The 26,064-nt window shown below is 66.1% G+C and carries 26 protein-coding genes; 15 read left to right on the forward strand and 11 right to left on the reverse strand.

The window, feature by feature from the left end:
• Positions 1-199 precede the first annotated feature (199 nt).
• A complete protein-coding gene (locus tag B0T44_RS09020; RefSeq protein WP_077114754.1) occupies positions 200-1,399 on the reverse strand; it encodes a DUF885 domain-containing protein in 1,200 nt (399 codons plus the stop codon).
• Positions 1,400-1,600: 201 nt separating this feature from the next.
• Between B0T44_RS09020 and coaA the strand changes: the two genes are divergently transcribed.
• A complete protein-coding gene (gene coaA, locus B0T44_RS09025) occupies positions 1,601-2,533 on the forward strand; it encodes a type I pantothenate kinase (protein ID WP_077114564.1) in 933 nt (310 codons plus the stop codon).
• An 8-nt stretch (positions 2,534-2,541) separates the two neighbouring features.
• Here the strand turns inward: coaA and B0T44_RS09030 are convergent, their stop codons facing one another.
• Complete coding sequence (locus tag B0T44_RS09030; RefSeq protein WP_139347629.1) at positions 2,542-3,330, reverse strand: isoprenyl transferase; 789 nt, start codon at positions 3,328-3,330, stop codon at positions 2,542-2,544.
• A gap of 182 nt (positions 3,331-3,512) precedes the next feature.
• Here B0T44_RS09030 and trhA point away from each other — a divergent pair, with 182 nt between their 5' ends.
• Both trhA and B0T44_RS09040 read left to right on the forward strand, forming a co-directional pair.
• On the forward strand, positions 3,513-4,160 hold the full coding sequence (trhA, locus tag B0T44_RS09035; protein WP_254893668.1) for a PAQR family membrane homeostasis protein TrhA: 648 nt from the start codon (positions 3,513-3,515) through the stop codon (positions 4,158-4,160).
• A 16-nt stretch (positions 4,161-4,176) separates the two neighbouring features.
• Positions 4,177-5,811: an adenylate/guanylate cyclase domain-containing protein gene (locus tag B0T44_RS09040; protein WP_245838996.1), complete on the forward strand. Its 1,635-nt coding sequence runs from the start codon at positions 4,177-4,179 to the stop codon at positions 5,809-5,811.
• A gap of 230 nt (positions 5,812-6,041) precedes the next feature.
• Here the strand turns inward: B0T44_RS09040 and B0T44_RS09045 are convergent, their stop codons facing one another.
• Positions 6,042-8,081 (reverse strand): thioredoxin domain-containing protein, encoded by a 2,040-nt coding sequence (locus B0T44_RS09045; protein ID WP_077114559.1) that lies wholly within the window; start codon positions 8,079-8,081, stop codon positions 6,042-6,044.
• A gap of 70 nt (positions 8,082-8,151) precedes the next feature.
• Between B0T44_RS09045 and B0T44_RS09050 the strand changes: the two genes are divergently transcribed.
• Positions 8,152-8,550: an NUDIX hydrolase gene (locus tag B0T44_RS09050; RefSeq protein ID WP_077114557.1), complete on the forward strand. Its 399-nt coding sequence runs from the start codon at positions 8,152-8,154 to the stop codon at positions 8,548-8,550.
• Positions 8,551-8,652: 102 nt separating this feature from the next.
• Here B0T44_RS09050 and B0T44_RS09055 read toward each other — a convergent pair whose 3' ends face one another.
• Together B0T44_RS09055 and mca are read right to left on the reverse strand one after the other, a co-directional pair.
• On the reverse strand, positions 8,653-8,937 hold the full coding sequence (locus B0T44_RS09055) for a hypothetical protein (RefSeq protein ID WP_077114555.1): 285 nt from the start codon (positions 8,935-8,937) through the stop codon (positions 8,653-8,655).
• Positions 8,934-9,818, reverse strand: a complete 885-nt coding sequence (gene mca, locus B0T44_RS09060; protein ID WP_175647905.1) for a mycothiol conjugate amidase Mca — start codon at positions 9,816-9,818, stop codon at positions 8,934-8,936. Before mca ends, B0T44_RS09055 begins: the two co-directional genes overlap by 4 nt.
• A gap of 125 nt (positions 9,819-9,943) precedes the next feature.
• Here mca and B0T44_RS09065 point away from each other — a divergent pair, with 125 nt between their 5' ends.
• Together B0T44_RS09065 and greA are read left to right on the forward strand one after the other, a co-directional pair.
• Complete coding sequence (locus tag B0T44_RS09065; RefSeq protein ID WP_077114551.1) at positions 9,944-10,444, forward strand: DUF4307 domain-containing protein; 501 nt, start codon at positions 9,944-9,946, stop codon at positions 10,442-10,444.
• A 313-nt stretch (positions 10,445-10,757) separates the two neighbouring features.
• Entirely contained in the window at positions 10,758-11,252 is a 495-nt protein-coding gene (gene greA / locus B0T44_RS09070; RefSeq protein WP_077114549.1) for a transcription elongation factor GreA, read from the forward strand.
• A 144-nt stretch (positions 11,253-11,396) separates the two neighbouring features.
• Here greA and B0T44_RS09075 read toward each other — a convergent pair whose 3' ends face one another.
• Positions 11,397-12,539: a cystathionine gamma-synthase gene (locus tag B0T44_RS09075; RefSeq protein WP_077114547.1), complete on the reverse strand. Its 1,143-nt coding sequence runs from the start codon at positions 12,537-12,539 to the stop codon at positions 11,397-11,399.
• 55 nt (positions 12,540-12,594) lie between these two features.
• Complete coding sequence (locus B0T44_RS09080) at positions 12,595-13,986, reverse strand: cystathionine beta-synthase (protein ID WP_077114545.1); 1,392 nt, start codon at positions 13,984-13,986, stop codon at positions 12,595-12,597.
• 98 nt (positions 13,987-14,084) lie between these two features.
• Here B0T44_RS09080 and B0T44_RS09085 point away from each other — a divergent pair, with 98 nt between their 5' ends.
• The gene (locus tag B0T44_RS09085) at positions 14,085-14,552 is read left to right on the forward strand and encodes a hypothetical protein (RefSeq protein WP_077114543.1); all 468 of its coding nucleotides are present in this window, start codon (positions 14,085-14,087) and stop codon (positions 14,550-14,552) included.
• A 217-nt stretch (positions 14,553-14,769) separates the two neighbouring features.
• Entirely contained in the window at positions 14,770-15,987 is a 1,218-nt protein-coding gene (locus B0T44_RS09090) for an acetyl-CoA C-acetyltransferase (protein ID WP_077114541.1), read from the forward strand.
• Positions 15,988-16,344: 357 nt separating this feature from the next.
• Here the strand turns inward: B0T44_RS09090 and B0T44_RS09095 are convergent, their stop codons facing one another.
• Positions 16,345-17,202, reverse strand: coding sequence for a Bax inhibitor-1/YccA family protein (locus B0T44_RS09095; protein WP_077114752.1), 858 nt, complete (start codon positions 17,200-17,202; stop codon positions 16,345-16,347).
• Between the two features lie 141 nt (positions 17,203-17,343).
• A complete protein-coding gene (locus B0T44_RS09100) occupies positions 17,344-18,495 on the reverse strand; it encodes a class I SAM-dependent methyltransferase (RefSeq protein WP_077114539.1) in 1,152 nt (383 codons plus the stop codon).
• A gap of 170 nt (positions 18,496-18,665) precedes the next feature.
• Here B0T44_RS09100 and B0T44_RS09105 point away from each other — a divergent pair, with 170 nt between their 5' ends.
• From B0T44_RS09105 to B0T44_RS09120, 4 genes are all read left to right on the forward strand, one after another.
• Complete coding sequence (locus B0T44_RS09105; protein ID WP_081511831.1) at positions 18,666-19,244, forward strand: AMIN-like domain-containing (lipo)protein; 579 nt, start codon at positions 18,666-18,668, stop codon at positions 19,242-19,244.
• 389 nt (positions 19,245-19,633) lie between these two features.
• The gene (locus B0T44_RS09110; protein ID WP_077114537.1) at positions 19,634-20,164 is read left to right on the forward strand and encodes an Rv2240c family protein; all 531 of its coding nucleotides are present in this window, start codon (positions 19,634-19,636) and stop codon (positions 20,162-20,164) included.
• A gap of 75 nt (positions 20,165-20,239) precedes the next feature.
• The gene (locus B0T44_RS09115; RefSeq protein WP_077114535.1) at positions 20,240-20,848 is read left to right on the forward strand and encodes a hypothetical protein; all 609 of its coding nucleotides are present in this window, start codon (positions 20,240-20,242) and stop codon (positions 20,846-20,848) included.
• A gap of 67 nt (positions 20,849-20,915) precedes the next feature.
• Complete coding sequence (locus B0T44_RS09120) at positions 20,916-21,533, forward strand: DUF305 domain-containing protein (protein WP_077114533.1); 618 nt, start codon at positions 20,916-20,918, stop codon at positions 21,531-21,533.
• Positions 21,534-21,731: 198 nt separating this feature from the next.
• Here B0T44_RS09120 and cutA read toward each other — a convergent pair whose 3' ends face one another.
• The gene (gene cutA / locus B0T44_RS27540; protein WP_217697414.1) at positions 21,732-22,292 is read right to left on the reverse strand and encodes a divalent cation tolerance protein CutA; all 561 of its coding nucleotides are present in this window, start codon (positions 22,290-22,292) and stop codon (positions 21,732-21,734) included.
• 109 nt (positions 22,293-22,401) lie between these two features.
• Here cutA and B0T44_RS09130 point away from each other — a divergent pair, with 109 nt between their 5' ends.
• A complete protein-coding gene (locus tag B0T44_RS09130) occupies positions 22,402-22,743 on the forward strand; it encodes a hypothetical protein (RefSeq protein WP_077114531.1) in 342 nt (113 codons plus the stop codon).
• A 38-nt stretch (positions 22,744-22,781) separates the two neighbouring features.
• Here B0T44_RS09130 and B0T44_RS09135 read toward each other — a convergent pair whose 3' ends face one another.
• A complete protein-coding gene (locus B0T44_RS09135; RefSeq protein ID WP_077114529.1) occupies positions 22,782-23,525 on the reverse strand; it encodes an MBL fold metallo-hydrolase in 744 nt (247 codons plus the stop codon).
• 188 nt (positions 23,526-23,713) lie between these two features.
• On the opposite strand from B0T44_RS09135, the gene B0T44_RS09140 reads away from it, so the two are divergent.
• Positions 23,714-24,586 (forward strand): NAD-dependent protein deacetylase, encoded by an 873-nt coding sequence (locus tag B0T44_RS09140; RefSeq protein ID WP_077114527.1) that lies wholly within the window; start codon positions 23,714-23,716, stop codon positions 24,584-24,586.
• 168 nt (positions 24,587-24,754) lie between these two features.
• Positions 24,755-25,978 carry an acyl-CoA dehydrogenase family protein gene (locus tag B0T44_RS09145; RefSeq protein WP_077114525.1) on the forward strand — a complete coding sequence of 408 codons (1,224 nt, stop codon included), beginning with the start codon at positions 24,755-24,757 and terminating at the stop codon, positions 25,976-25,978.
• Positions 25,979-26,064: the final 86 nt, after the last annotated feature.

Genomic DNA, 26,064 nt, shown 5'->3' on the forward strand with positions numbered 1-26,064 from the left:
GCCGCAGGCACACGCTCTCGCCAGAACATGCTCTATCCCAGTGAGTGAGAACAGTGTTTATTTAGTTACACATTCACCGAGGAGTTCGCCATGGTCTTCTTACCGCAACTGATCCAAGCGCTGTCCCGCAATGTGATCACTCTTTTCACCAAGGTGATCCCGTTACTGTTCCACTGACGGGTTCATCTCGGCACACGGGTCACCACAAGGCCCGGACGGCACTCGGGACCAGCGGCTCATCCAACAACCTGCGGAACCGGTCGGCGCGCTCGTCGTCGTCCGGTGCCCGGTCCAGCCAGCCGCCGAGTAGTCGATAACCCTCCACATAGGTGCTGATATAGGCACGCCACAGCGGCGAGGACAGGAAGCGCAGCGACTGGCGGGCGCGGTCGGGGGTGGTCAGATTCCAGCGCTCGAGGAACGCGGCGACTTCGTCGGGGTCACGATGCTGGTCGTGCAGCAGCAGCGCGGCGTCTTGACGGACCCCGAGCAGTTGCGCGGACGCCTCCGCCAACCGTTCGGCGCGTTCCCCGTCGAATCGCAGCCCCAGATCGGCGTAGATCTCCTGCGCCCACCTGCCCCAGCCTGGTCCGACGATGGAACGCAGCGCCAGATCCGCCAGCCCCTCCGCCATCAGGCACTGCGGCGTGTTCACCAGGAACAGTGTCTGCTCGGCCTGTCCCGCCGCGACCAGCCCGGCTTCCTTACGGCAGTGCTCGGTGTGATGCCCCGGATATGCTTCGTGCGCGATCAAGCGCGGCAGGTTGGCCATGTGCTGGCGCAGGTCGGAGTTGATGGCGACCGTGGAGCGATAGTTGCCGAGGTAGTAGTTGAACCCGGACCACGGTTTGTCGCCGACCACCTCGTAGGTGACGTGCTCATGATCGGGCAGCGGATATCGTGCGCGCACCAGTTCGCGCAGCGCCCCGGAGAACGCCTCTACACATGCCGACAACCGTTCCGGCGGAATCTCATCGGCCTTGCGATGCGCGGCGACGCGTTCGGCCAGCGGCCCGTCGCCCGCGAGCACCTCGTCCATTTTGCGGTGCGCGTCGCGGTAGTCGTCGGTGTTGCCGGGGGCGATGTCGACGTCGAAGTAGGCGCGCACCTCGTCGACGAATCCGATGTCGTCACCGGCGAACTTGCGGCCTGAGCATTCCATCGCGCGCAGATGCACATCCAGGAACTCGGTGCGTTCGCCTGCGAGCCCGGCCGAGGGTAGTTCGGCACGCAGTTCGGCGGCCCGCTTGGCCAGGTCGCGCGGTTGCGGAGCGGGTGCGTTCGCCACTTCGCGGCGTAGCGCCGGGTCGCCGGTGTAGGCGTCGACGAAACCGGATTCCAGCCGGTCGAAGGCCAGGCCGAGCCGCAGGTAGTCGGTGACGAGCGGATGCGCTTCCATGCCAGCCGACGATAGCGGGTGTGTGCCCGCGGTCTCGACCCACGGCGGGGAGAAAGCGCGCATCACGAGGCGATATCGACACCCCCTTTCAACACTCGTTTCCACAGAGCGCAGAATTCAGCCATGAGGGCACAGACGGACCGCATCTCACCTCCACGGCACGATATGTGTGCATGTTTGCCGCGGCGGAGCTTCGGGTAGGTGGCACGGATGAGCGAGCCGAGCCCGTATGTGGAATTCGACCGAAAACAGTGGCGCACGCTGCGTAAATCAACTCCACTGGTGCTCACCGAAGAAGAACTGATCGGCCTGCGCGGTCTGGGTGAACAGATCGATCTGGAAGAGGTCGCCGAGGTCTATCTACCGCTCGCCCGCCTCATCCACCTGCAGGTCGCCGCGAGACAACGACTGTTCGCCGCGACGGCGACCTTCCTCGGGGAAACGCACCCGGATAAGCAGGTGCCGTTCGTGATCGGCGTCGCAGGCAGTGTCGCGGTCGGCAAATCCACTACCGCGCGCGTGTTGCAGGCGCTACTGGCGCGCTGGGACCATCATCCGCGTGTGGATTTGGTCACTACCGACGGTTTCCTTTATCCCACAGCCGAACTCACCCGGCGCGGCATCATGCATCGCAAAGGTTTCCCGGAAAGCTATGACCGGCGCAAGCTGCTGCGTTTCGTCACCGAGGTGAAATCCGGTGCGCCGGAGGTGTGCGCGCCGGTGTATTCGCATATCTCCTACGACATTGTTCCCGGGGAAAAGCACTGTGTGCGGCAACCCGACATTCTGATCGTCGAGGGCTTGAACGTGCTGCAAACCGGGCCGCGGCTGATGGTGTCGGATCTGTTCGACTTCTCGATCTATGTCGATGCCCGCATCGAGGACATCGAAAATTGGTATGTGCGGCGTTTCCTCAGCCTGCGCAGTACCGGTTTCGCCCATCCCGCCGCACATTTCCACCACTACGCCCGGTTCACCGACGCCGAGGCGACCGCGGCCGCGAAGGACATCTGGAACTCGACCAACCGGCCGAATCTGGTGGAGAACATCCTGCCCACCCGGCCGCGCGCCACCCTGGTGTTGCGCAAGGACTCCGATCACAGCATCAACCGGCTGCGGTTGCGGAAGCTGTAGCCGGCGTCTCAGGCGCCGAAGCGGCGGTGCCGGGCGGCGAAATCGCGCAGTGCACGCAGGAAGTCGACGCGACGGAATTCGGGCCAGTACGCCTCGGTGAACCAGATCTCGGAGTACGCGCTCTGCCACAGCAGGAACCCGGACAGGCGCTGCTCACCGGAGGTGCGGATGACCAGGTCCGGGTCGGGCTGGCCGGAGGTGTAGAGATGCTGGTCGATGGCGTTCACGGTGATCGACTGCACCAGGTCCTCGCCGGTCTCCCCCGCCGCGATTTCCTGCCGTACCAGCGCGCGCACGGCGTCGGTGATCTCCTGTCTGCCGCCGTAGCCGACCGCGACATTGACGTGCACGCCGTTGCGGTCGCTGGTCCGTTCGGCGGCGGCGCGCAGCCGTTTGGCGATCAGCTCGGGGAATCCGTCGAGGGTTCCGACGATACGCACCCGCCAGTTCTGTTCCGGGGCCGACAGTTCCTCGACAACATCGGTGATCACTTCGAACAGCGTCTCCAGCTCTTCTGGATCACGGCGCAGGTTCTCCGTGGAGAGCAGGTAGACGGTGACCAGCTCGATACCGGCCGCCTCGCACCAGCCGACCAGTTCGGCTATCCTCCGTGCGCCCACCCGATGTCCGTGGCTGACGTCGGTGAAACCGTTTTCCCTTGCCCAGCGGCGATTGCCATCGCACATCACCGCGACATGCCGGGGATGCTGTTTACCTTCCAGCTGTCTGGCCAGCCGGGCCTCATAGACGCGATATGGAAAACCACGCACCCGACTCGGAAACTCCACGGCGTTCAACAGTACGCCTTATCGGCACGCAGCCAGCAGTGGACGGGTTTCCTGTCGCAGTAGCGCACGGACGGAAACCTACGTTAGCGTAGGTTACTGATGGGTTCACAGAGGAGGTACCAGTGTCCGATCCGGTAGGCGCCGCCGACCCCGCGCTCGCGGCGGCCGATGGCCCCAACCCGGCCGAATCCCTGGCGTCTCTGGTCAAACCGCGGATGCGCGGCTGGATCCACACCTGGGCGGTCGGCATCGCAGCTCTGGCAGTAGCAGTGCTCGTCGCCGCGGCAGCGACGGTTTCGGCCACCGCCGTATGGTCCACCCTCGTTTACGGCCTCACCGTCTGCGCACTGTTCGGCATCAGCGCCGTCTACCACCGAGTGACCTGGGCCACCGTCGCGGGCCGCATCCGCATGAAACGCGCCGACCATTCGATGATCTTCCTGTTCATCGCGGGCAGCTACACGCCCTTCGCCATGCTCGGCCTGCCGAGCGGCACCGGGCGGACCCTGCTCACCGTGGTGTGGGCGGGTGCGCTCGCCGGGGTCGCGTTGAAACTGCTGTGGCCGACCGCGCCGCGCTGGGTGGGGGTTCCGCTGTACCTGCTGCTCGGCTGGGCAATCGTGCCGGTAGCCGGGCAGCTACACACACACGTCGGGATCGCCCCGCTGATCCTGCTGCTGATCGGCGGGCTGATCTACAGCGGCGGCGCGATCCTCTACGCCACCCGGTGGCCCAACCCGTGGCCGACGGTGTTCGGTCATCACGAGTTCTTCCACGCCGCGACCGTCCTTGCCGCACTGTGCCACTACGTTGCAGTTTGGCTCGTGTTACTGCGCTGAGCACCCGAGGCGCTCTATGCTGCACGATCGTGTCACCCGTCGCTGCCGCGAGCAGTTCCACGGCCGCGGCCGGTTCCGCCACGGAGCCAACACCATGATGGGCCGGTTCGTGCTGTGGGCGCTGCGCGCACGCTGGGGACTGGCTGTTGTCGTCATCACCTGTAATCTGAGCGGCCTCGCGGTCATCGTCACCCAGCTGTGGCTGATCGGGTTCTCCGGCAGACTCGGCCCCCACATCCTGGACAGCCTCGTGGTGGTCTCGATCTACCCGATCATCGCTTTCCTGGTCGGCGTCGCGCTTGCCGTCCGCGACCGATCCGTCTACTTCCGATGGCTCGACCAAGCGCGCAAACCGAGCCCGGCCGAAGCACGACGGCTGCTGCGACTGCCGCTCGCCATCACGACACGCGCGCTGGCGCTGTGGCTGCCCGGGGTGATCCTGGCCGCCGTGATCCTGGCGCAGATCACCCCGGAGAACGATCTGGCGGTGATGCTGGCGATGTTCCTCATCGGCGGCCTGGAATCGGCGGCAGCGACTTTCCTGATCGTCGACCGGCTGATCCGGCCAACCATCCCCATCGTGGCCGGGGTGCTCGGCGCCACCATGCACTGGAGTTCCACTGTCTTCGTGCGCGTGGTACTCGCCTGGGCGGTATCCGGGGCCATGCCGTTGAGCGCGCTGATCGTGGTGCTGGCCGACCCGGTATCGGCACCCTCGCACCGTATCCGCACCGGCATCTATGTCGCGGCCGTCGGTATCGCCGTCGGCGCGCTGGCCACCGCGACCCTGGCCAGGGCGGTTGCCGCGCCGATGCGGATGCTGCGGCTGGCCCTGGACCGCATCACCCAGGGCGAGCTGGATGTGAAGGTGCCCGTCGGCAGCGCCAGCGAAATCGGGCGGCTGGAGAACTCGGTCAACGAACTCGCCGCGACACTGCGGGAACGGTCCCGGATGCGGGCCGTGTTCGGCCGCCATGTCGGTGATGAGGTCGCCGAACGGGCACTCGCTGCAGGGATGGACCTGACCGGCGACGTGCGGGAGGTGACAGCGCTGTTCGTGGACGTCACCGGGTCGGTCGCCATCTCCACCGGGCTGCCGCCGCAGGAGTTCGTCGCCAAACTCAACCGGCTGCTTTCCATCGTGGTCGCCGCGACCGAGGAGAACAACGGCCTGGTCAACAAGTTCGAAGGCGACGCGGCGCTGTGTATTTTCGGCGCGCCCATCGCGTTGCGCGACAACGCAACTCCCGCCCTGCGCGCCGCCCGCCGCATCCGCGACGAAGTGCTCGCCACCGGCGAACTCGATATCGGTATCGGCGTCGCCCGCGGCCGTGTCTTCGCCGGTGACATCGGCACCGACACCCGCCTGGAGTTCACCGTCATCGGCGACGCCGTCAACGCCGCATCCCGCCTCACCACCCAGGCCAAACAGGCCCCTCGCCGCATCCTGGTCAGCCAGGCCGTCATCGATGCCGCCGCACCCCACGAACGCGCAGCATGGGAGGCCTACGAGCACATCACCCTGCGCGGCCTCACCGAACCCACCCCATCATGGACCGATATCGATCCGGCCGATGTTCCCACACCAGCCACCCGGACCCACCCCGCGGAACGAGCAGCAACCGACCGTGAACCGGGCACAGACGACTGACCCCACCCGGTCACCGACACGAGCACGGCGCTCACCGTCGAGTTAAGCGCCCTACGGCAGGACTATCACCTGGCATGCGTATCGGCTGGTCCCGCGCTCAACGTGGGCTGTCGCCGCGGTGGAAGCCGGGCAGCGCAACCGATGGAGCTTCGACACGCAAGCCGGGCATGGCAGTTAGTCCCACGAGGCTCAGCGATACAGCCCACCGCTGTCCCCGCGCAATTCCCGGATCAGGCGGTATTCAGCAACTTCCGTAGTTCGACGGCGGTCGACACCGGAAGATCGCATACCGAGCCACGGCAGACGTAGGCCGCCGCGCCGGAGGCGACGAGCGGTCGGTCGGCGAGCAACGGCACCGCCTCGGGCTCGGCAGCAACGACAACCGTGCCGCCCGGAGCGGCGCGCCGGGCGGCGCCGAGCAGCTCGGCGGCACCAGCATCGTGGGCATCCGGGACCGTGATGGCGACCTGGATCGGGCCGCGTAGGGCGGCCTCGGCGACGGTAAGCCATTGCCCGGCCGAGCGTGGGGCCCTGGCCAGCACGATCGCGCCGCGTACCAGGGTGCGGTCGGCGAGGTCACGGTAGCGGGCAGCGCGGTCGGGATCGCTGAGGGCGGATGCAGTGAGCAGGGCTTCGGCGAGGGCGGACGCGCCGGCGGGAGTCGCGCCGTCGATGGGGTCGCGGGGGCGGGCGACCAAGGTTTCGGCGTCGTCGGCGGTGTCGAACCAGCTGCCTGCGGCGGCCGGGTCGGCGAAATGCTCGATCGCCGAATCGAGCAGGCGTTGCGCGTGTTCCAGCCAGGCAGCGCTGCCGGTGGCCTGATGTAGCGCCAGCAGCCCCGTGACGAGCCAGGCGTAGTCCTCGAGAACGCCGGGTGCGTTCCCGGCGACCCCGCCCAGGGAGGCGCGCAGCACCCGGTCGCCTGCGACGTGTTCGGCGAGCAGGAATTCGGCGCAGCGGATCGCGGCGGCCAGCCAGTCCGGTTCCTCATGGGCAGTGGCTGCTTCGGTGAGCGCGGTGATCGCCATACCGTTCCAGGCAGTGACCACCTTGGCGTCGCGGTCGGGTTGCGGGCGGCGGTCCCTGGCTTCGCGCAACCTCGCGCGGACCCGTTCGAAACGCTGCGGATCATCCGGGTCCGCACGCAAGGTCAGCACCGAAGCGCCCTGTTCGAAGTTGCCGCCGGTGGTGACGCCGAAGACCTCGGCGGCCCACGCACCGTCCATCGGCCCCAGCTCGCCTACCAGCTCCGCGGGCGTCCACACATACGTTGCGCCCTCGACGCCGGGCTGCCCCGGCACCATATGCGTGTCGGCGTCCAGCGCGGAGGCGAAACCACCGTGCGTGGTGCCGAGGTCGTCGAGCAGGAAATGCGCGGTCTCGCGCATCACCCGCAACGGCAGCGAGGCGTCGGCGGTGCGGCGGGCCAGGTGTGCGTAGGCGCGCAACAGCTGGGCGTTGTCGTAGAGCATCTTCTCGAAATGCGGCACCAGCCATTCGGCGTCCACGGAGTAGCGGGCGAAACCGCCGCGCAACTGGTCGTAGATACCGCCGCGGGCCATGGCGTCGGCGGTCTGGTCGACCACCGACCGCACCCGTTTGTCGCCGGTGCGTTCCCAGCTGCGCAGCAAACCCTCCAGCAACGCCGACGGCGGGAATTTCGGTGCGCCACCGAATCCGCCGTTGCGCTCGTCCACGTCTCCCAACACGGTCGCGACGGTGTGGTCGAGCAGTTCGCCAGTGACGGCCAGCTCCGCTTCGGGCAGCCCCGCGGCCTGTGTCCGCAGCGCCGCGGCGACCTCCGCGGACGCGTTGTCCACCTCGTCGCGCCGATTGCGCCAGGTGTCGGTGATGGCGGTGAGCAGCTGGGTGAACGACGGCATCCCGCCGCGCGGCAACTTCGGGTAGTAGGTGCCGCAGTAGAACGGTTCCCCGTCGGGGTTGAGGAAGGATGTCATCGGCCAGCCGCCCTGGCCGGTCATGGCGACGGTGGCATTCATGTACACCGCGTCCAGGTCGGGCCGTTCTTCCCGGTCGACCTTCACGCAGACGAAGTTGTCGTTCATCAACGCGGCCGTCGCCTCGTCCTCGAACGATTCGTGCGCCATCACATGACACCAGTGGCAGGATGCATAGCCCACCGACAACAGGATCGGCACATCGCGCTCCCGGGCCTCGGCGAGCGCTTCGGCGTCCCATTCGCGCCAATGCACGGGATTGTCGGCGTGCTGTCGTAGATACGGTGAGGTCGCGTTCCGGAGCCGGTTCACGGTATCCAGCCTGCCACGGTCCGCGGATTCGCGTTGGCGACACGGGCCGTCGCTTGTTTAGGGTGAGCGCGTGATCAGAACCGCCGCCCTCGCCCATATCCGCGACCGCCGCCTGATCCAGACCCGGCCGGTCGGCAAATCGGTTTTCTATATGGCAGGCGGAAAGATCGATCCCGGTGAAACTCCCGTCGCAGCCCTACATCGAGAGGTACGCGAAGAACTCGGCGTCGGTGTCACCGCGGTCCACGAACTCGGCATCTTCGAGGCAGCCGCCTACGGCCATCCCGCAGGCACCCGCCTGCACATGACCTGCTTCACCGCCGACCTCACCGACGAACCCCATCCCACCAGCGAAATCGCCGAGCTCCGCTATTTCACCGGCAGCGAGTACAGCGCGATGAACGACGTTGCTCCCGGTTCCTTGATGGTCTTCCGCCATCTGCACGACCTCGGTCTCATCGACTGGTAGATCGACTGGAAGCAGCCACGCCGCAGAACGGAGCGACGCGCGCCAGGCTCGCGGATCCGATCACCGGCGGTGTCCGACTGCGGACAGCCTGCCGATACGCAGTCACTCCACCGGGTGCTGCGCCTCGTTCTTGTCCTGCCCGGCTCGGCGGATGATCCCGTGTTCGGTGCCTTCGTCGGCTTCCTGATCCGGTTCCGGATGTTCGGGCTCGAAGGTGTCCGGCAGATTCTTCAGATGCTTGTTCATGGAGCGGACCAGCAGGAAGGTGCCGACCAGCAGGACGAGCACGATGATCAGACCCAGCGGGGACGCCTTACCGAACTCGGGGCCGGTCGGCGTACCCGGCGTCTGAGCGAGCAGCACGGTCTGAACAAGCACTGCGTTCATCGCTGCTCATCTCCGATACCAGCGAACAGGTCGTTTTCCGGCAGATCGGTGCGAACCCGGGTCTGGGCGAGCTCGAATTCTTCCGTCGGCCACAGCCGCTGCTGCATGTCCAGCGGGATCGCGAAGAACGCGCCGTTGGGGTCGATCTGGGTGGCGTGCGCGATCAGGGCGTCGTCACGCTGCGGGAAGTACTTGGCGCATTCGACCTGGGTGGTCACCCGCGACATCACGTCACCGCGTTCCACCGCGCGTTTGCGTATTCCGTCCAGCCAGTCCTGCATCGGGAACGGTTCACCGATCCGCTCGTACTCCTCGGCGAAAATCTCCAGCCTGCGGATGCTGAAACCGTGGTTGTAGTACAGCTTCAACGGCGTCCACGGCTCCCCCGCGTCGGGGAATCGTTCCGGGTCGCCCGCGGCTTCGAAGGCGGCTACCGCTACCTCATGGCAGCGGATGTGGTCGGGATGCGGGTAGCCCCCGGTTTCGTCGTAGGTCGTCATCACGTGCGGTTTGAATTCACGCACCACCCGAACCAGCGCCTCGGTCGCTTCCTCCAGCGGCACCAGGGCGAAGCAGCCCTCCGGCAGTGGCGGCAGCGGATCGCCTTCGGGCAACCCGGAGTCGACGAAACCCAGCCAGGTGTGGCGCACGCCGAGGGCGGCGGCCGCGGCGGCCATCTCCTCCCGGCGGATCTCGTGGATACGTTCCAGAACCCCCGGCGTATCCATCGCCGGGTTCAGGATGCTGCCGCGCTCGCCGCCGGTGAGGCTGACGACCATGACCTCGTTACCCTCATCGGCGTAACGAGCGGTCGTCGCGGCGCCCTTGCTGGATTCGTCGTCGGGGTGGGCATGCACCGCCATGAGGCGAAGGCCACTCACTATCTCGTTCACCGTCGCTCTCGCTCGCGGGTGGGGTCGGGGCTTTCGTTCCCGAGGGGTCTTCCGTATCTATAGTTCCATCTGGACCGATTCTGTTCCGACCTACCCCCCGGGAGCGACACACCATGACTGAGCCGACACCGGAATCCGCGCCCGACAGCGCCGGTGCCGGCGACAGTCCCGGCGCGGAAACAGCCAGCCACACCGACGCCGCCGCCCGCTACGCCGACCGGTACGGGCGCGCATCACGTACGCGGCGGCGGTGGCCGGTCCTCGTGCTCGGTGTCCTGGTGGTGGTCGTGGGTATCGGCGTCGGCTACCTGGGCTGGCAGCAGTACGGCCCCGACGAGATCCAGACCGAACAGCTCGGCTACACCGTGCTCGACGATTCGACGATCGAGGTCCGGATCAAGCTCACCCGCGCCGACCCGGAGAAACCGGTGGTGTGTTTCGTGCGCGCCATGGACGCCGACATCGCGGAGGTAGGCCGCCGCGAGATCCTGATCGAGGGATCCGAGCACGGTACGGTGGAGTTCACCACCATGGTGCGGACTTCCGAACGGCCCGCTTCCGGCGCCGTCTACGGCTGCACCGAAAGCGTCCCGGAATACCTGCGCTCCCGGTAGGAGCCGGGTTTCCGCGCCGAGCAACACGTGGTCGGTCGGAAGAAAATAACTCCGACCTGCATTTTTGTGATTCATGCTAAAATGGCTTCAGACACGGTTCCGGGGCACGGAGCCGTGTTTGCTGCATAGACGGCCAGCGCTGTGAAGTCCCGTGGCGGCGAGTTCGCCCGGGACCAGCCCTGTTGGGGTTCGTAGAACTTCCCCAGGATCGCTCTAGCCGTCCACTGAAGCATGCCTGCCCACGGGTGGGCCGTGCCGCAGTTATCAGGGAATCCCGGCCCAGGCTGGGGACAACTACTAGGGAGTGATCGAGATGACTGAGACGCAAGTGACCTGGCTGACCCCGGAGTCGCACGACAGGCTCAAGAGCGAACTCGACGCGCTCATCGCCAATCGTCCGGTCATCGCCGCCGAAATCAACGAGCGCCGGGAAGAAGGTGACCTCAAGGAGAACGGCGGATACCATGCGGCGCGCGAGGAGCAGGGCCAGCAGGAGGCCCGCATCCGGCAACTGCAGGAACTGCTGAACAACGCCAAAGTCGGCGTCGCCCCCACCCAATCCGGTATCGCACTGCCGGGGTCGGTGGTGAAGGTGTACTACGACGGCGACGAAACCGACACCGAGACCTTCCTCATCGCCACCCGGGAAGAGGGCTTGGGTGACTCCGACCTCGAGACCTACTCCCCCAACTCGCCGCTCGGCGGCGCACTCATCGACGCCAAGGTCGGCGAGACCCGCGAATACACGCTGCCCAACGGCAACACCATGAAGGTGACGCTGGTCAGCGCGGAGCCGTACCGGAGCTGAGCTGACCCCCCACACCGAACACCGCTGTGCGCGGTAATTTCCGCATGCGCTGGACTCGGTTGAACGGGGTCGGTCGGAAGTAACAGACGCAAACGGCCGCATCCGATGTTTCGGGTGCGGCCGTTTCCTCACGTATCGAACCTATCAGCGCAGCGCCTGCTGTACGTCGGCGAGCAGATCGCCCACATCCTCGATACCGACCGACAGCCGAACCAGATCCGCGGGCACCTCCAGATCGGAACCCTCGGTGGACGCGTGCGTCATGGCCGCAGGATGTTCGATCAGTGACTCCACCCCGCCCAGCGACTCGGCCAGGGTGAACACCTTCGTCGCGGAGCAGAACCGGCGGGCGGCCTCCACACCACCGGCCAGCCGCACCGAGATCATCCCGCCGAAACGACGCATCTGCTTATCGGCGACAGCGTGACCGGGATGCTCGGGCATGCCCGGGTAGATCACCTTGCTGATCGCCGGATGCCCGGACAGGAACTCGGCCAGTGTCTCGGCGTTATCGCAGTGCCGATCCATGCGCACCGCCAGCGTTTTGGTGCCACGCAAAGTGAGGAACGCATCGAACGGGCCGGGCACCGCGCCCGCACCGTTCTGCAGGAACCCGAATGCGGCGTCGAGTTCGGTGTCATCGGTGATCAACGCGCCACCGATCACATCGGAATGCCCGCCCAGGTACTTGGTGGTCGAATGGACGACCACATCGGCGCCGAGCAGCAGCGGCTGCTGCAGGTAGGGGGTGGCGAAGGTGTTGTCGACAACCAGTTTGGCGCCGCTGGTGTGCGCGATATCGGCGAGCGCCGGGATATCGCCGATGCTCAGCAGCGGGTTGGTCGGCGTCTCGATCCAGATGAGCTTGGTGTTGGGCCGGATGGCGGCGCGCATCTCGTCCACGTTGAACACATGCGCGGCGGAATGTTCGATACCCCACTGGCTGAACACCTTGTCGATCAGCCGGAAGGTGCCACCGTAGGCGTCGTCGGGGATGACGATGTGGTCGCCGGGGCGCAGCATGGCGCGCAGCGCGCAGTCGGTGGCGGCCATGCCGGAGGCGAACGCGCGGCCGTAGCGGCCGGATTCGAGCGCGGCGAGGTTGGCTTCCAGCGAAGTACGGGTGGGATTGCCGGTGCGAGCGTACTCGTAACCGTCGCGCAGTCCGCCGACGCCGTCCTGGGCGAAGGTGGAACTGGCGTAGATCGGCACGTTCACCGCGCCGGTCTTGGGGTCGGGTTCGTATCCGGCGTGCACGGCTCTGGTGGAGAATCCCAGCTCGCTCATATCGCCCAGCCTAAACTGCGGTATCCCAGCCCGGTCACGCCGGGCCCCCACCATTTCACCGTCCGACGGCTCCGGTGCTCATGAAGCCGAGCAGATCGTGCCGAGTGATGACACCGACCGGTTTGCCGTCCTCCACCACCATCAGCGCGTCGGTGTCCGACAGCGCCTTGGTGGCGGCCGAAATCGGTTCACCCGAGCCGATCAGCGGGAACGACGCGCTCATGTGCTGAGCCACCGAATCGGTGAGCGACGCGCGCCCCTCGAACACGGCCGAGAGCAGATCGCGTTCGGAAACGCTGCCTGCCACCTCACCGGCCATCACCGGCGGTTCGGCCCCGACGACCGGCATCTGCGAGACACCGTATTCGCGCAGGATCTCGATGGCATCGCGCAGGGTCTCCGAGGGATGGGTGTGCACCAGGTCCGGCAGCGCCCCCGATTTACCCCGCAGCACGTCGCCGACCAGCGGTTCCGCGGTGGTGCCGTCCAGCCGGGTGCGCAGGAAGCCGTAGGAGCTCATCCATTCGTCGTTGAAGATCTTCGACAGGTAGCCGCGGCCACCGTCGGGCAGCAGCACTACCACCACGGAGTCGGGATCGCGGCGCGCCACTTCGATCGCGGCCACCACCGCCATACCGCAGGAGCCGCCGACCAGCAGCCCTTCCTCGCGGGCGAGGCGACGGGTCATATCGAAGGAGTCGGCGTCGGAAACAGCGATGATCTCGTCCGGGACCTTCGGGTCGTACGCCGCAGGCCAGAAATCCTCGCCGACACCCTCCACCAGGTAGGGGCGGCCGGTACCGCCGGAATACACCGAACCCTCCGGGTCGGCGCCGATGACCTTCACCTTCCCGCCGGACACCTCCTTGAGGTAGCGGCCCGCGCCGCTGATGGTGCCGCCGGTGCCGACGCCCGCGACGAAATGGGTGACCTTGCCTTCGGTGTCGCGCCAGATCTCCGGGCCGGTGGTCTCGTAATGGCTGTCCGGGCCGCCCGGGTTGGAGTACTGGTCGGGCTTCCAGGCGCCGTCGATCTCGGTGACCAGCCGGTCGGAGACGCTGTAATAGCTGTCCGGATGATCCGGCGGTACAGCGGTCGGGCAGACCACCACTTCGGCGCCATAGGCGCGCAGCACATTGCGCTTGTCGTCGCTGACCTTGTCGGGGCAGACGAACACACACCGGTAGCCGCGTTGCTGCGCGACCAACGCCAGACCGACGCCGGTATTGCCCGAGGTGGGTTCGACGATGGTGCCGCCGGGACGTAGCTGACCGGATGCTTCGGCGGCATCGATCATCTTCACCGCGATCCGGTCCTTCGAGCTGCCCCCCGGATTGAGGTACTCGATCTTGGCTGCGACCAGACCGGCGCCCGAACCGACCACAGAGTTCAATCGAACCAGCGGCGTATTGCCGATGAGGTCCACGACATGATCCGCGATGCGCATGCCCCCATCGTTGCAGAGTCGTTGCCGACGGGCTCGAGGTGGTCGGGACAGAGTGGGAAACCTGCGGTGGCGGCAAGCCACATTTACTATCTGCGCCCATGAGGCTGCCGACAATCGCTCGTGCCGCCATGGTTCTGGCCGGATCGGCGGTCGCGCTGATCATCGGTTCCGGAGCTCAGGCCGGTGCGACCACCACTACCGTCACGTTCCCCGGGGTTCCGACCATGGCGTACGGCGGGCTGTGCTGGACCCATATCCACACCTGGGCCGATACCAGCCCGGCCTGGCCGGGACGGGCCGTGCTGAACGTACGGTCGGGGCCGGTCTCCGGTATCGGACCAGGTCGCTACCCGCTTGCCCCGCTGTGTGAGGTCCGCACGACCGTTTCTTGGCGCAATCTAGACACCGGAGCCACCGGTGTCTACGAAAACAACGTGGTGACCGGTATCTACGGCAGCATCCAGTACTCGCTGTTCCAGGACACCGGGCCCGGCCGCGTGGCAGTGACGGTGACCACCAACCATGCCGGCATCCCCGCGCACGGCACCTTCTTCGTACCTGCCTGACCGCGGCGGTACCGGCCCGGCCGGGGCTCGGACTCCTCGGCCGCCGGATACGAACCCACACCGTGATCTGCTGCACGTTCGCTGAATGGGACAACGCCACAGCGGATGTTTCGCCGCAGCCGAGCGCGACGTAGATTCGAGAGGATCCATACCCACGAGTTTGTGTCCGGATGGGGGATTCCCGCCGCGCACGCTCCTCGACACAAGGAGACCTCTCATGCCAGAGGCCGTCATTGTTTCCTACGCTCGCTCCCCGATCGGCCGCGCAGGCAAAGGGTCTCTGGTGAGTATGCGGCCCGACGACCTCGCCACCCAGATGGTCCGCGCCGCGCTGGACAAGGTGCCCGCGCTGAATCCCGCCGAGATCGACGATCTGATGCTGGGTTGCGGCCAGCCGGGCGGCGAGGCCGGTTTCAATATGGCGAAGGCCGTCGCGACCCAGCTGGGCTACGACTACCTACCCGGCACCACCGTCAACCGCTACTGCGCGTCCTCGCTACAAACCACCCGAATGGCGTTCCACGCGATCAAGGCCGGTGAAGGCGATGCGTTCATCTCCGCCGGTGTGGAAACCGTCTCACGGTTCCCGAAGGGCACCTCCGACAGCTGGCCCGACACCCACAACCCGCTGTTCGCCGAAGCCGAGGAGCGGACCAAGACCACCGCACAGGGCGGCGTGACCTGGCGCGACCCGCGCGAAAACGGCAACCTGCCCGATATCTACATCGCGATGGGCCAAACCGCGGAAAACGTCGCCACCTTCACCGGCATCTCCCGCGAAGACCAGGACCACTGGGGCGTGCGCTCACAGAACCGCGCCGAAGAAGCCATCAAATCCGGTTTCTTCGAACGCGAGATCACCCCGGTCACCCTGCCCGACGGCACTGTCGTCTCCCAGGACGACGGCCCGCGCCCCGGCACCTCCTACGAAAAGGTGTCGCAGCTCAAGCCGGTGTTCCGCCCCGACGGCACAGTCACCGCCGGTAACGCCTGCCCGCTCAACGACGGCGCCGCCGCGCTGGTGATCATGAGCGACACCAAGGCCAAGGAACTGGGCCTGACCCCGCTGGCGCGCATCGTGTCCACCGGTGTATCGGGTCTGTCACCGGAAATCATGGGCCTCGGCCCGATCGAAGCCGTACGCAAAGCACTGCGGCTGGCGGGCAAAACCATCGACGATATCGACCTCTACGAGATCAACGAAGCGTTCGCGGTGCAGGTGCTGGGCTCGGCGCGCGAACTGGGCATGGACCTGGACAAACTGAACGTCTCCGGCGGCGCGATCGCGCTCGGCCACCCGTTCGGTATGACCGGCGCCCGCATCACAGCCACCCTGATCAACAACCTGCAAACCCACGACAAGCAGTTCGGCCTGGAAACCATGTGCGTCGGTGGCGGCCAGGGCATGGCCATGATCATCGAACGGCTCAGCTGAATCTATGGCGCCTCCGGCGGCGCGGGTCGGGCCCTCGTGACCCCGGGTCTTCCCTCCCTCCGCGGATCCGCTGGGGCGGATTCGCTCCGGTCGGTCCAGACCCGGGGCGGGCCCGACCATTGAGGTGCACCGGTGTCTCCGGTCGGAGTCATGCATCCCCGCGATCTGGCCGGTTGTGCACCCCGGCCGCACGGCTGACCACGTAGCCCGGCGGCACGGCGGGGCGCACACACCGATGTCAGGACCAGGGGCATGGCCCCCTCCGGCTGAGGCTGATGAGGTCCTGGGTACAGCGAACGGCCCCCTACCTGTGAAAGCAGGTGGGGGGCCGTTGGTGCTGTTACTGCGCTGGGTTGCTCACTCGCTCTGGAAGTAGCTCAGCAGGCGCAGGATCTCGACGTACAGCCAGACCAGGGTGACGGTCAGACCGAGCGCAACGCCCCAGGCTGCCTTCTCCGGCGCCTGGGCGCGGATCAGCTGGTCGGCGGCGTCGAAGTCGAGCAGGAAGCTGAACGCGGCGATCGCAATGACCACCAGGCTGAAGATGATGGCGACCGGTCCGCCGTCACGCAGGCCGAAACCACCGTCGGTGAAGAAGCTCGCGATCAGGTTGCCGACCACCAGCACCAGCACGCCGATCATCGCGCCGACGATCATGCGGGTGAAGCGTGGCGTCACGCGGATCGCGCCGGTCTTGTAGACGACGAGCATGCCCGCGAACACACCGAACGTGCCGAGCACCGCCTGCCCGATCATGGCCGCACCGCCGGAGCCACCGAAGGTGATATCGGTGAACATGAACGACAACGCGCCGACGAACAGGCCCTCGGCCACCGCATAGGACAGCACCAGCGCGGGGTTGTCCATCTTGTTGCCGAAGGTCGCCACCAGCACCAGGATCAGGCCGACCAGGCCGCCGCCGATCACGAACAGCGGAGCCAGCGAGGTGTTGGCGCTGGTCAGAATGTAGGCGGCGAGCGCGGACAGGGCCAGGACGCCGAGCGTGATGCCGGTCTTGGTCACCACATCGTCGATGGTGAGCGACCGGGTGGGGGGCGCCTGCTGGTATGGCTGGTACTGCGGCGGGTACTGGTTGCCGTACTGCTGCTGGTAGCCGAGCTGGCCAGCCCCGGCCACGCCCGAGCCGAAGTTGGCGTAACCGCCACCCTCCTGCCGCGGGAGATTTTTGAAAACCGGATTGCTTGTGGCGCGCACCGTGTATCCCTTCCTGGAGTCGTGGCCCACGTCACCGTGGCCGTCAGTCTCGAGCTGATACTCGATATCCAACTGTTGTGTCCAACGTTTGTCACTCGGGCAGAGTTCCCGGCCCGCACAACAAGACAGACAAATCGGACTCTACCGGGGCAGCGGGTCGTGCAACCCACGCACTGATCGAGTAACGGTGAATTTCCGGTTCCGGCCCATCACTTCGGTCCGCCCGACTATTCGCTGCACCACACCGCGGTAGTTCAGATGGGTGTTGTACACCGTCCACAGCTCGCCGCCCGGACGCAGCACCCGGCCGGTCGCGGTGAACATCTTGATTGCCGAGCCGGTGTGCACGGCCGCGCCCACATGGAACGGCGGATTGCACAGCACCAGGTCGGCGCTGTTGTCGGGGGCTGAGGACATAGCGTCGTCCCGCACCACCGTCACCTGGTCGCCCAACCCGTTGGCGGCGACCGTCGCGGTCGCCGACGCCACCGCCGCGGCCGACTGGTCGGTGCCGACAACAGCGATCCGCGGACGCGCCTTGGCCAACGCGACGGCAAGGATCCCGGTGCCGCACCCCAGATCGATGGCGTCGCGAGCGTCCGGTTTCATGGCACGCAGATGCTGCACCAGGAAACGGGTACCGATATCGAGGCGGGCACCGGAAAACGCGGCGCCGTGCGCGACGACATCGATACCGAGCTCGGCGATCCACTCCCGCACCGGAAACGGTGGCTCGCCGAGCTTTTTCGGCCCACTGACCACGAGTGCCCGCGATTTCTGCCTGCCGCGGCTGGCTCGTACCAGGGAGAACGATTCGCTGAGAACCTCGTTCATAGACTTGGTCAGGTATTTGTCGCGCCCGCCTGCGATCACCACCACCTCAGGGTCGGCGTAACGGGCGATGGCGTCGGCGATCTCGGCCAGACCGCCGAGCACCCGCGGCAGCCGCAGCAGCACTACGCGCGCACCTTTGAGCAGGCTTTCGTCGAGCCCGTGCGCGCTGTAGCGGTCGGCGAGCCCGTGGGTTCGCGCGTTGGCCGCCAAAGCCAGTTCCCCGGTCAACAGATCCTGATGCACCCTGATCCCGCGTAGATCGTGCGCCACAGCCGCACCGAGTGTCAGCGCGCCGTAACCATCTCCGATCACAGCAACTTCTGCGCTACCGGCTGTCGCGAGCGAATCCGCCGCGATATCGAGGATCAGCCGGTCGGCGGCGTCGACGGCATAGAGGTTCGCCGCCTCCACATCCGGATACCGGCGCAGTCGCTCCAGCAACTCCTCCACATCTCGCACACGTAAAGTGTGCTAGATCGTTGCCACACCGCCGCGCCCACCCCATGGCCAACGAGAAACACGCGACGCTTCCCACGCGAAACACGCGGCACGAGCCCTCGTTTCGCACGCCCAATACCAATTGCTCGGATTTCCCGGATGAATGCCGACTCATGGGTAACATCTGCCACATGCGTAACAACATCGTGGTGGTTGTGGCCGCTGCAGCAGCGTTGCTCGCCGGCTGTGCCGACGGGGGTTCATCTCCGGCCGGGGACGCCCCCGCGGCGAACGCACCAGCGCTACCGACGACCACGGCCGCGCCGAGCCCGAGCGACGCGGACACCGAACGCGCGGAACCCTCCGATGACGCGCGGCTGACCGTCACCGGAATACGAATCGGCCACCACGACGGATTCGACCGCGTCGTCTACGACCTCGGCGGCACCGGAACCCCCGGCTGGATCGTGGAATACACCGACGTCGCCTATCAGGACGGCAGCGGCGCCCCGATCGAGGTCGCGGGGCAGTCGATCCTGGAAGTGCGGATCACCGGTTCGGCGTATCCGTTCGACAGCGGGGTGGAGGAGTACGCAGGACCCGACCCGGTCGTCAACCCCTCCGCGCCCGGTATCGCCGGTGTGTACCGGTCGCTCGTCTTCGAAGGCGTCACCCAGTCCTTCATCGGCGTCAATGCCGACCATCCTGCCTTTTCGGTGAGCACCCAGAGCGACCCCACGCGACTGGTCATAGATATCGCAACGGAATAGCGGCCCGCTGCAGCTGCCAAACCTGCCGCAGTGGATCGATATCGACATCGGCAGGCCGACCGATTGCCCTAGGACGACCGTCCGAACCTGTCACGCGCCGCGACCCTGGCTACTCCTTCGCCGACCTTTCGCTGCCGATCACAGCCGCTGACGTGGCGCGGGCTGCCGGTGAGCGCGCGGATATCGCTGCACCGCACCCTGCGCTATTCGACGCGCTCGGTGTCGCCGTCAGCTGCTTCGCGGTTCCGAACTCCGGGGTATCAGGTTCATTACTCGACAATTCACTCGAGTCGCTATCGAAACAACCTGCGCCCCAGTAGATTAGTTCTTCGGTAGTCGTATGCCCGGTACTTCGGCGGCGACAACGGCCGAGGGGAGATCGGAACCAGATGCGACGATTCGAACGCGCCCGCCTGGCCGTTTCAGTCTCCGCGATCGCGGTGGGCGCCCTACTCGTGGCCTGCACGAACACCGTCACCGGTACGGCCGAGGTCAACCAGGAGGAACTCGCGCTCTACACCTCGGAGGTCCGTGCCTCCTCGGTTGCGGCATCGTCGTCGCGGGCGGCCGCTGCGGATCGGGCGGCGGAGGCGGCATGCAGCACGTTCCGGACCTCGAACAGCGAGTTGATCACCACGTTCAACGCCTACATCGCCGCGGCCAACGACAATGCCCCCGATGTGAGCACCAAGGCGGACCAAGCGGCCGGTGCGCTACGCAACAGCGCGCAGCACATCGACCGGAAACTCACCGCCGAGGTCCCCTCCGCTGTCTCCGTTCCGCTACGCGCCTACCGTGACGACAGTAAAACCCTGGCCGACATGGTGGAGCGCGACGCCCCGGTCGACACCATGAACCCGCAGATCGACAAGTTCAACGCCACGAGGGAAACCGCCATCGGGGCCTGCGAGGACTACTGAGACGCCTGCCACGTGGTACAGGCAGCCGATACGGGCCTCGCCTTGGTCTGCTGTCCCTCGCTCTAGAATGACGACGTGACCGACCAGCACCGTAGCGAGCGCGCGTCCGGGTTCCCCCGGCTGCTCCTCCTGCTGGCTCTGCTCACCGGCGTCGTCGCCATGCACGCCGGGGTTTTCCTCCTCCAGCCCCATACCGCGCACGCCTCCACCGGCAACATCCCGAGGTCCCCCCAGCACAGCTCGGATGGTTCGGTCGCCGACGACCCTGCTGTCACGGCAATCGCTGCTCCTGACGCCGGGAGCAACAACGCAGCGCGCAGCGCACACAGCGACAGCGTTTCACCCACCTCGACCGGCCTTCTCGCCCACCCGAGCGGCCTCCCATCGACTGGCTCACCAGCTTCCATCGGCTCCCCCCACTCCGCAGCTGCGCTCCCCCACAGCACCGGCACCGAACAAGGCCCCGACTGTGACAGCGGAGGTTGCGGGGCGCACGGCGGGATTCATCTGTGCGTATTCATTCTGTCGGTGATCGCGCTCGGGCTCGGACTGGTGCTGTTGTTCCGCTTGGCCGACAGCCCGCTGAGCGCCGTAGCGAAGGCCCGGCGGCTGGACCGGCGGCAGGAACGTCCGCCGCCTTGGACCGTTCTCTCCCTGTCCGAATTGGCGATTCTGCGGATCTGATGGACCGGCCGCGGCCACCCGCGGCTTCTGCTCGTCTCCTCGAATCCGACTGCACAAGGACAACACCATGTTCATCACCCGTAACCGGATCATGCTCACCCTCGCCGCCGCGACACTCGCTCTCGCGGGCTGCGGCGACGATTCGGCCGACGATACGTCGGCCACCACCACCCAGACCGGCAGCCCGACCACCAGCGCTACCGCGGCGACCCGTTCCGATTTCAACGACGCCGATGTCATGTTCCTGCAGATGATGTATCCGCATCACGAGCAGGCCGTCGATATGGCGGAGATGGTTCCGCAGCGGTCTCAGAACCCGGAACTGCTGGCCCTGGCGACAGCGATCGAGCAGGCCCAGGGGCCCGAGATGCAGCAGATGTCCGCATTGCTGCAGAGCTTCGGCAAACCGGCCCCCACCGATGGTGATCACGGCGACCACGGCGACCACCAGATGCCCGGCATGATAAGCGACGAACAGATGGATGCGCTCGAAGCCGCGAACGGCGAAGAATTCGACCGTATGTGGCTGGAAATGATGATCGCCCACCATCAGGGCGCCATCGATATGGCCGACACCGAAATCACCGACGGCCAGAACGCCGACGCGAAGGCCCTGGCCGAATCCATCAAAACCACCCAGCAGGCCGAAATCGACCAGATGAACGGCATGCTCGGCGGGCGCTGAGCGAAGAGCAGGTGGCGGGCGTGATCACGTCCGCCACCTGCCCCGGAAAATCCGCGGCCGCTGCGGCGAATGGGCGCCCGCGACCACCGATGGCGTGTGCACCGAATTCCCGTTCCCGATTCGCTTTTTGTGGAGCGAGCTGGATTTTTGAGCAGGCGAACAGCGCAGTTCCCTTGACGCGCACCCACGTGGGGAACACTAGGGGCGGGTTTCGTCCAAAACCCACTGCCGATAGCCGGGATGGGCGTCCACGACCGGAACGGCCAGCACCTGCGGCGTCTTGTCGGCATGTTCGGTATCGGCGCGTTCGGTGATCGCCGGAACCAGCGACCTCCGCGTGTGCAGCACCACCAGCGCTTCGCTGCCGTCTTCGACCTGGCCTTCCCAGCGGTAGATCGAACGCACACCCGCGATGATGTTGCCGCAGGCGGCGAGCCGGTCGCGCACCAGGCGACGGGTGAACTCGGCCAGCCATTCGGCGTCCCCGGCGGTGATGGATACGTCGACGATGTCGTCTTCGGTCTGCCGTCCTTCCACATCGGGCGTTTCGATCTCGGGCGCCGGTATCCCGGCCAGCTCGGCCAGCGAAACTTCCAGCGCCTGAGCCAATCTGACGCTGACCGTCAAACTGGGTGACTGCTCGCCGGATTCGTACCGGCCGATCTGCCGCTGGGAGACGCCGACCAGTTCGGCCAGCCGTCCCTGCGATATATGCAACCTGCTGCGCTGCAACCGGATCACCTCGGCGGTACTACTCACGGGCACAACCTCCTATCCGCCGGAAAGCCCCCGTCGGAGACTAGTAAGTCCTACCATGAGACTCGAGTCTGGCTCGAGGACCATCTAGTCCTCTCGAGAGAGGAAGGGTATGGACAAAACACCGGCCATTTCCTACCTCCGCACCGATCTCTGCGGCGTGCGGCAGCGGTGGGACGAAATCCGGATGCGCAGCCTGGCCAAACGTCTCGGTTACAACCTACGTAAGACCATCACGTTCTCGGCCCTTTCCGACGACCGGATCAGCCGGCTGCTCGACCAGATCGAGCGCGAGCAGGCCGAGGCCGTATTCGTGCCGCATCTGGACCATTTGGAAGGTGAACACAATCGGGTGATCGCGGTGGCGGATGTGGTTGTCGACGTCGACGAGGTGTACGTACGGTGGTCGCCGATCGGCGCAGTTCTCGACGATCCCGAACAGGTGGACGGATAGCGACGCCGTTGGACGAGCGACACGGCAAGCAGGATCCGCTACGACGGTCCGGCGCGCAATGCGGCATCGACGGCCGCGGCGATCCCGTCGCGCCACGGCTCCCCATGTCCGGGTAGTACCGTCTGCGAGCCGGTGTCGGCCAGCGCCGACAGAGACGCCAGAGCCTGACTGCTGTCGGCTGTCGCCGCACCCGAGACGATCTGCGGGCCGGTCCCGCCCGTATAGGGGTCGAGGGTGACCAGCGCGTCACCGGTGACGACGACATCGCGTTCCGGTAGATGCAGCGCACAATGCCCAAATGTGTGACCGGGGGTGAACACCACCCGCGGCCGGCCCGGCACATCCAGCTCGGTGCCCGCCGTCAAGGACGAAACCGTGGTCAATCCACGGACGAACAATGCGCCCGCGGCGGCCATTTTCCCCAGCACGGGCAGGCTGCGCGGGTATCGGAACGGATAGAGGAATACATTTTTCTCGCGTTTGTACCGGTACGGGTGCGCGGCCAGCGGCCGGTCACCATCGTGCACCCACACCGGCACCCGCCACGTCTTGTGCGCGTGCCGCGCGGAGCCCACGTGATCGAAATGTGCATGGGTCAATACGACGGCTCGGATATCGGCGGGGGTGCGGCTGAGATCCTTCAGCGCGGTCTCGATTCGTTTGAAGGTCGCGGGCAGCCCCGTGTCGACCACGGTGACGCCATCGTCGTCCTCGATCAGGTAAACATTGACGTTCGCATGCGCGAGTCGATGCACGCCGTCGGCGACACTGCGTTCCAACATGCGCACGACCTACCCGGCACCTCCCGCAACAAACGCAACCGCCCACCGTGGCGATCCGCCAGGTCGCAACCGGGTCGAAGGCTCACCGGAAACCGCCCATCGCCAGCCTGGGTTATTGCCGAAGGACGCGGCAACCGAGTGTCGTGGCCGTCACCGCTCTGCCGGGCACTCGCACGTACTCTCGTGGAATGGCGATCGCGTCACCCCAAGAGGCCGCCGAGGTGGAAGCGTTCATCCCACTGCTCGCGGGCCGTCGGGTGGTCGCGCTCACCGGTGCGGGCATATCCACCGACAGCGGTATCCCCGACTATCGCGGCCCCGACTCTCCACCGCGCAATCCCATGACCTACCAGCAGTTCGTGGGTGACGCCGAATTCCGGCAACGCTATTGGGCGCGCAACCACATCGGCTGGCGGCAGATGGACGCCGCCCGCCCCAACCCCGGCCATCGCGCCCTGGCCCGGCTGGAACGGGTGGGTGTCGTCACGGGGTTGATCACCCAGAACGTCGACTTGTTGCACACCAAGGCAGGCAGCCGCCGAGTCATCGACCTGCACGGCACCTATGCCCAGGTGCGCTGCCTGGGCTGTCAGTCCCATATGTCCCGGATGACGCTGGCTGAACGACTGGAGGCAGCGAATCCCGGTTTCGCCGACGCCGCCACAGCCACCGGGATCGAAGTCGCCCCCGACGCCGACGCCGTGATCGCCGATACCGCGCGCTTTCGCATGGTGGATTGCGAACACTGCGGCGGCCTCCTGAAACCGGACATCGTCTACTTCGGCGAGAACGTGCCCAAAGACCGCGTCGCCACGGCATACGATCTGGTCGACAACGCCGACGCGCTGCTCGTCGCGGGATCCTCACTCACCGTGATGTCGGGTCTACGTTTCGTGCGCCGAGCCGCCACCAACGGCATCCCGATCCTGATCGTCAACCGCGGCGCAACCCGCGGCGACGCCCTCGCCACCCGCCGGCTCGACGCGGGGTGTTCGTCGGTTATGACGCGAATCGCCGACCAGCTCGAGGCCATCGCGCACATCGCTCAACCTGCCCACTGACGCGCCCGATGGTTCGAGTTTGTCCGATCACGACATGCGATAGGCCGCCCGAGCGGGCGAACAACATCGGACGGCAACCTCCTGTCGTCGCAATCTCGAACCGAAACAAATTAGAACGTGTTCTATATTCGGAGGAGACTGTACCGGCGATCCTCGGGAGTTCACGACATGTACCAGTGGTCCGACGAAGACCTGATGTTCCGCGACGCACTCCGCGCCTTCATCGACAAGGAGCTCAAACCCCACGTCGACCAGCTGGAAAGCGGCAAGTTACCGCCGTTCGACATCATCCGCAAGCTGTACGCGACGTTCGGCTTGGACGAGATGGCCCGCGAAGGGCTCGCGAAATCACTCGCCCGGGAGGAAGCGGGGGAGACCTCGAGCAAATCGGGTGGCGGGTTCAGCGGAGTGGGCAGCATGGGCGTCATCCTCAACAGCGAGCTAGCCGGGGTCAGCCTGGGCCTGGTGGCGTCCATGGGGGTGAGTCTCGGGCTCGCCGCAGCCACCATCCGCAGCCGCGGCACGCTCGCCCAGAAGAAGCGCTGGCTGCCCGAACTGGTCACCATGGAGAAGGTCGGCGCCTGGGCGATCACCGAACCGGACTCGGGCTCCGACGCGTTCGGCGGAATGAAGTCCTATGTCCGCCGCGACGGCGAAGACTACATCCTCAACGGACGCAAGACCTTCATCACCAACGGCCCGTACGCGGACGTGTCCGTCGTCTACGCCAAACTGGACGAAGAAGACGGCACCGACCGACGCGACCGCAAGGTCCTGACATTCGTGCTCGACAAGGGCATGCCGGGATTCGAACAAAGCCCGCCGTTCAAAAAGATGGGCATGAACTCCTCCCCCACCGGCGAACTGTTCTTCGACAACGTGCGCATCACCCCGGACCGCCTGCTCGGCGAGACCGAGAACCCGGCCAAGGGCGACGGAAAAGACAGCGCCAAGGAATCTTTCACCGCCGAACGCATCGGTATCGCCTCCCTGGCGCTCGGCATCATCAACGAATGCCACCGACTGTGCGTGGATTACGCGAAATCCCGCAAACTGTGGGGCAAGGAGATCGCCCAGTTCCAGCTCATCCAGCTCAAACTCGCCGAGATGGAGATCGCCCGCATCAACGTCCAGAACATGGTGTTCAACGCCATCGAACGCACCGCCGCAGGCGAAAAAGTCTCCTTGGCCGAGGCATCGGCGATGAAGCTGTACTCCTCCCGCGCCGCCACCGAGGTCGCGATGGAAGCCGTCCAACTGTTCGGCGGAAACGGCTACATGGCCGAATACAAGGTGGAACAACTCGCCCGCGACGCCAAATCGCTGATGATCTACGCAGGCAGCAACGAAATCCAGGTCACCCACATCGCCAAAGGCCTGCTCAACAGGTAGTGCCACGAACGGCTGGGACGCTGCGCGGGCTGCCCCGGATGGTGCGGGCTGAACGTCGCCGCGCTCCACCCCACACCACCCGGCAA

Source organism: Nocardia donostiensis, from assembly GCF_002081715.1.
Taxonomy (GTDB): domain Bacteria; phylum Actinomycetota; class Actinomycetes; order Mycobacteriales; family Mycobacteriaceae; genus Nocardia; species Nocardia donostiensis.

What these genes read in the sequence shown, in the direction of transcription:
- B0T44_RS09080 (WP_077114545.1), bottom strand. Translation starts at nt 13,986, where the DNA reads ATGCGCATCGCGGATCATGTCGTGGACCTCATCGGCAATACGCCGCTG.
- B0T44_RS09140 (WP_077114527.1), top strand. Translation starts at nt 23,714, where the DNA reads ATGGCGATCGCGTCACCCCAAGAGGCCGCCGAGGTGGAAGCGTTCATC.
- B0T44_RS09065 (WP_077114551.1), top strand. Translation starts at nt 9,944, where the DNA reads ATGACTGAGCCGACACCGGAATCCGCGCCCGACAGCGCCGGTGCCGGC.
- greA (WP_077114549.1), top strand. Translation starts at nt 10,758, where the DNA reads ATGACTGAGACGCAAGTGACCTGGCTGACCCCGGAGTCGCACGACAGG.
- B0T44_RS09055 (WP_077114555.1), bottom strand. Translation starts at nt 8,937, where the DNA reads ATGAACGCAGTGCTTGTTCAGACCGTGCTGCTCGCTCAGACGCCGGGT.
- B0T44_RS09135 (WP_077114529.1), bottom strand. Translation starts at nt 23,525, where the DNA reads ATGTTGGAACGCAGTGTCGCCGACGGCGTGCATCGACTCGCGCATGCG.
- B0T44_RS09090 (WP_077114541.1), top strand. Translation starts at nt 14,770, where the DNA reads ATGCCAGAGGCCGTCATTGTTTCCTACGCTCGCTCCCCGATCGGCCGC.
- B0T44_RS09120 (WP_077114533.1), top strand. Translation starts at nt 20,916, where the DNA reads ATGTTCATCACCCGTAACCGGATCATGCTCACCCTCGCCGCCGCGACA.
- B0T44_RS09130 (WP_077114531.1), top strand. Translation starts at nt 22,402, where the DNA reads ATGGACAAAACACCGGCCATTTCCTACCTCCGCACCGATCTCTGCGGC.
- B0T44_RS09110 (WP_077114537.1), top strand. Translation starts at nt 19,634, where the DNA reads ATGCGACGATTCGAACGCGCCCGCCTGGCCGTTTCAGTCTCCGCGATC.
- B0T44_RS09040 (WP_245838996.1), top strand. Translation starts at nt 4,177, where the DNA reads ATGCTGCACGATCGTGTCACCCGTCGCTGCCGCGAGCAGTTCCACGGC.
- B0T44_RS09105 (WP_081511831.1), top strand. Translation starts at nt 18,666, where the DNA reads ATGCGTAACAACATCGTGGTGGTTGTGGCCGCTGCAGCAGCGTTGCTC.
- B0T44_RS09145 (WP_077114525.1), top strand. Translation starts at nt 24,755, where the DNA reads ATGTACCAGTGGTCCGACGAAGACCTGATGTTCCGCGACGCACTCCGC.
- B0T44_RS09085 (WP_077114543.1), top strand. Translation starts at nt 14,085, where the DNA reads ATGAGGCTGCCGACAATCGCTCGTGCCGCCATGGTTCTGGCCGGATCG.
- B0T44_RS09020 (WP_077114754.1), bottom strand. Translation starts at nt 1,399, where the DNA reads ATGGAAGCGCATCCGCTCGTCACCGACTACCTGCGGCTCGGCCTGGCC.
- B0T44_RS09075 (WP_077114547.1), bottom strand. Translation starts at nt 12,539, where the DNA reads ATGAGCGAGCTGGGATTCTCCACCAGAGCCGTGCACGCCGGATACGAA.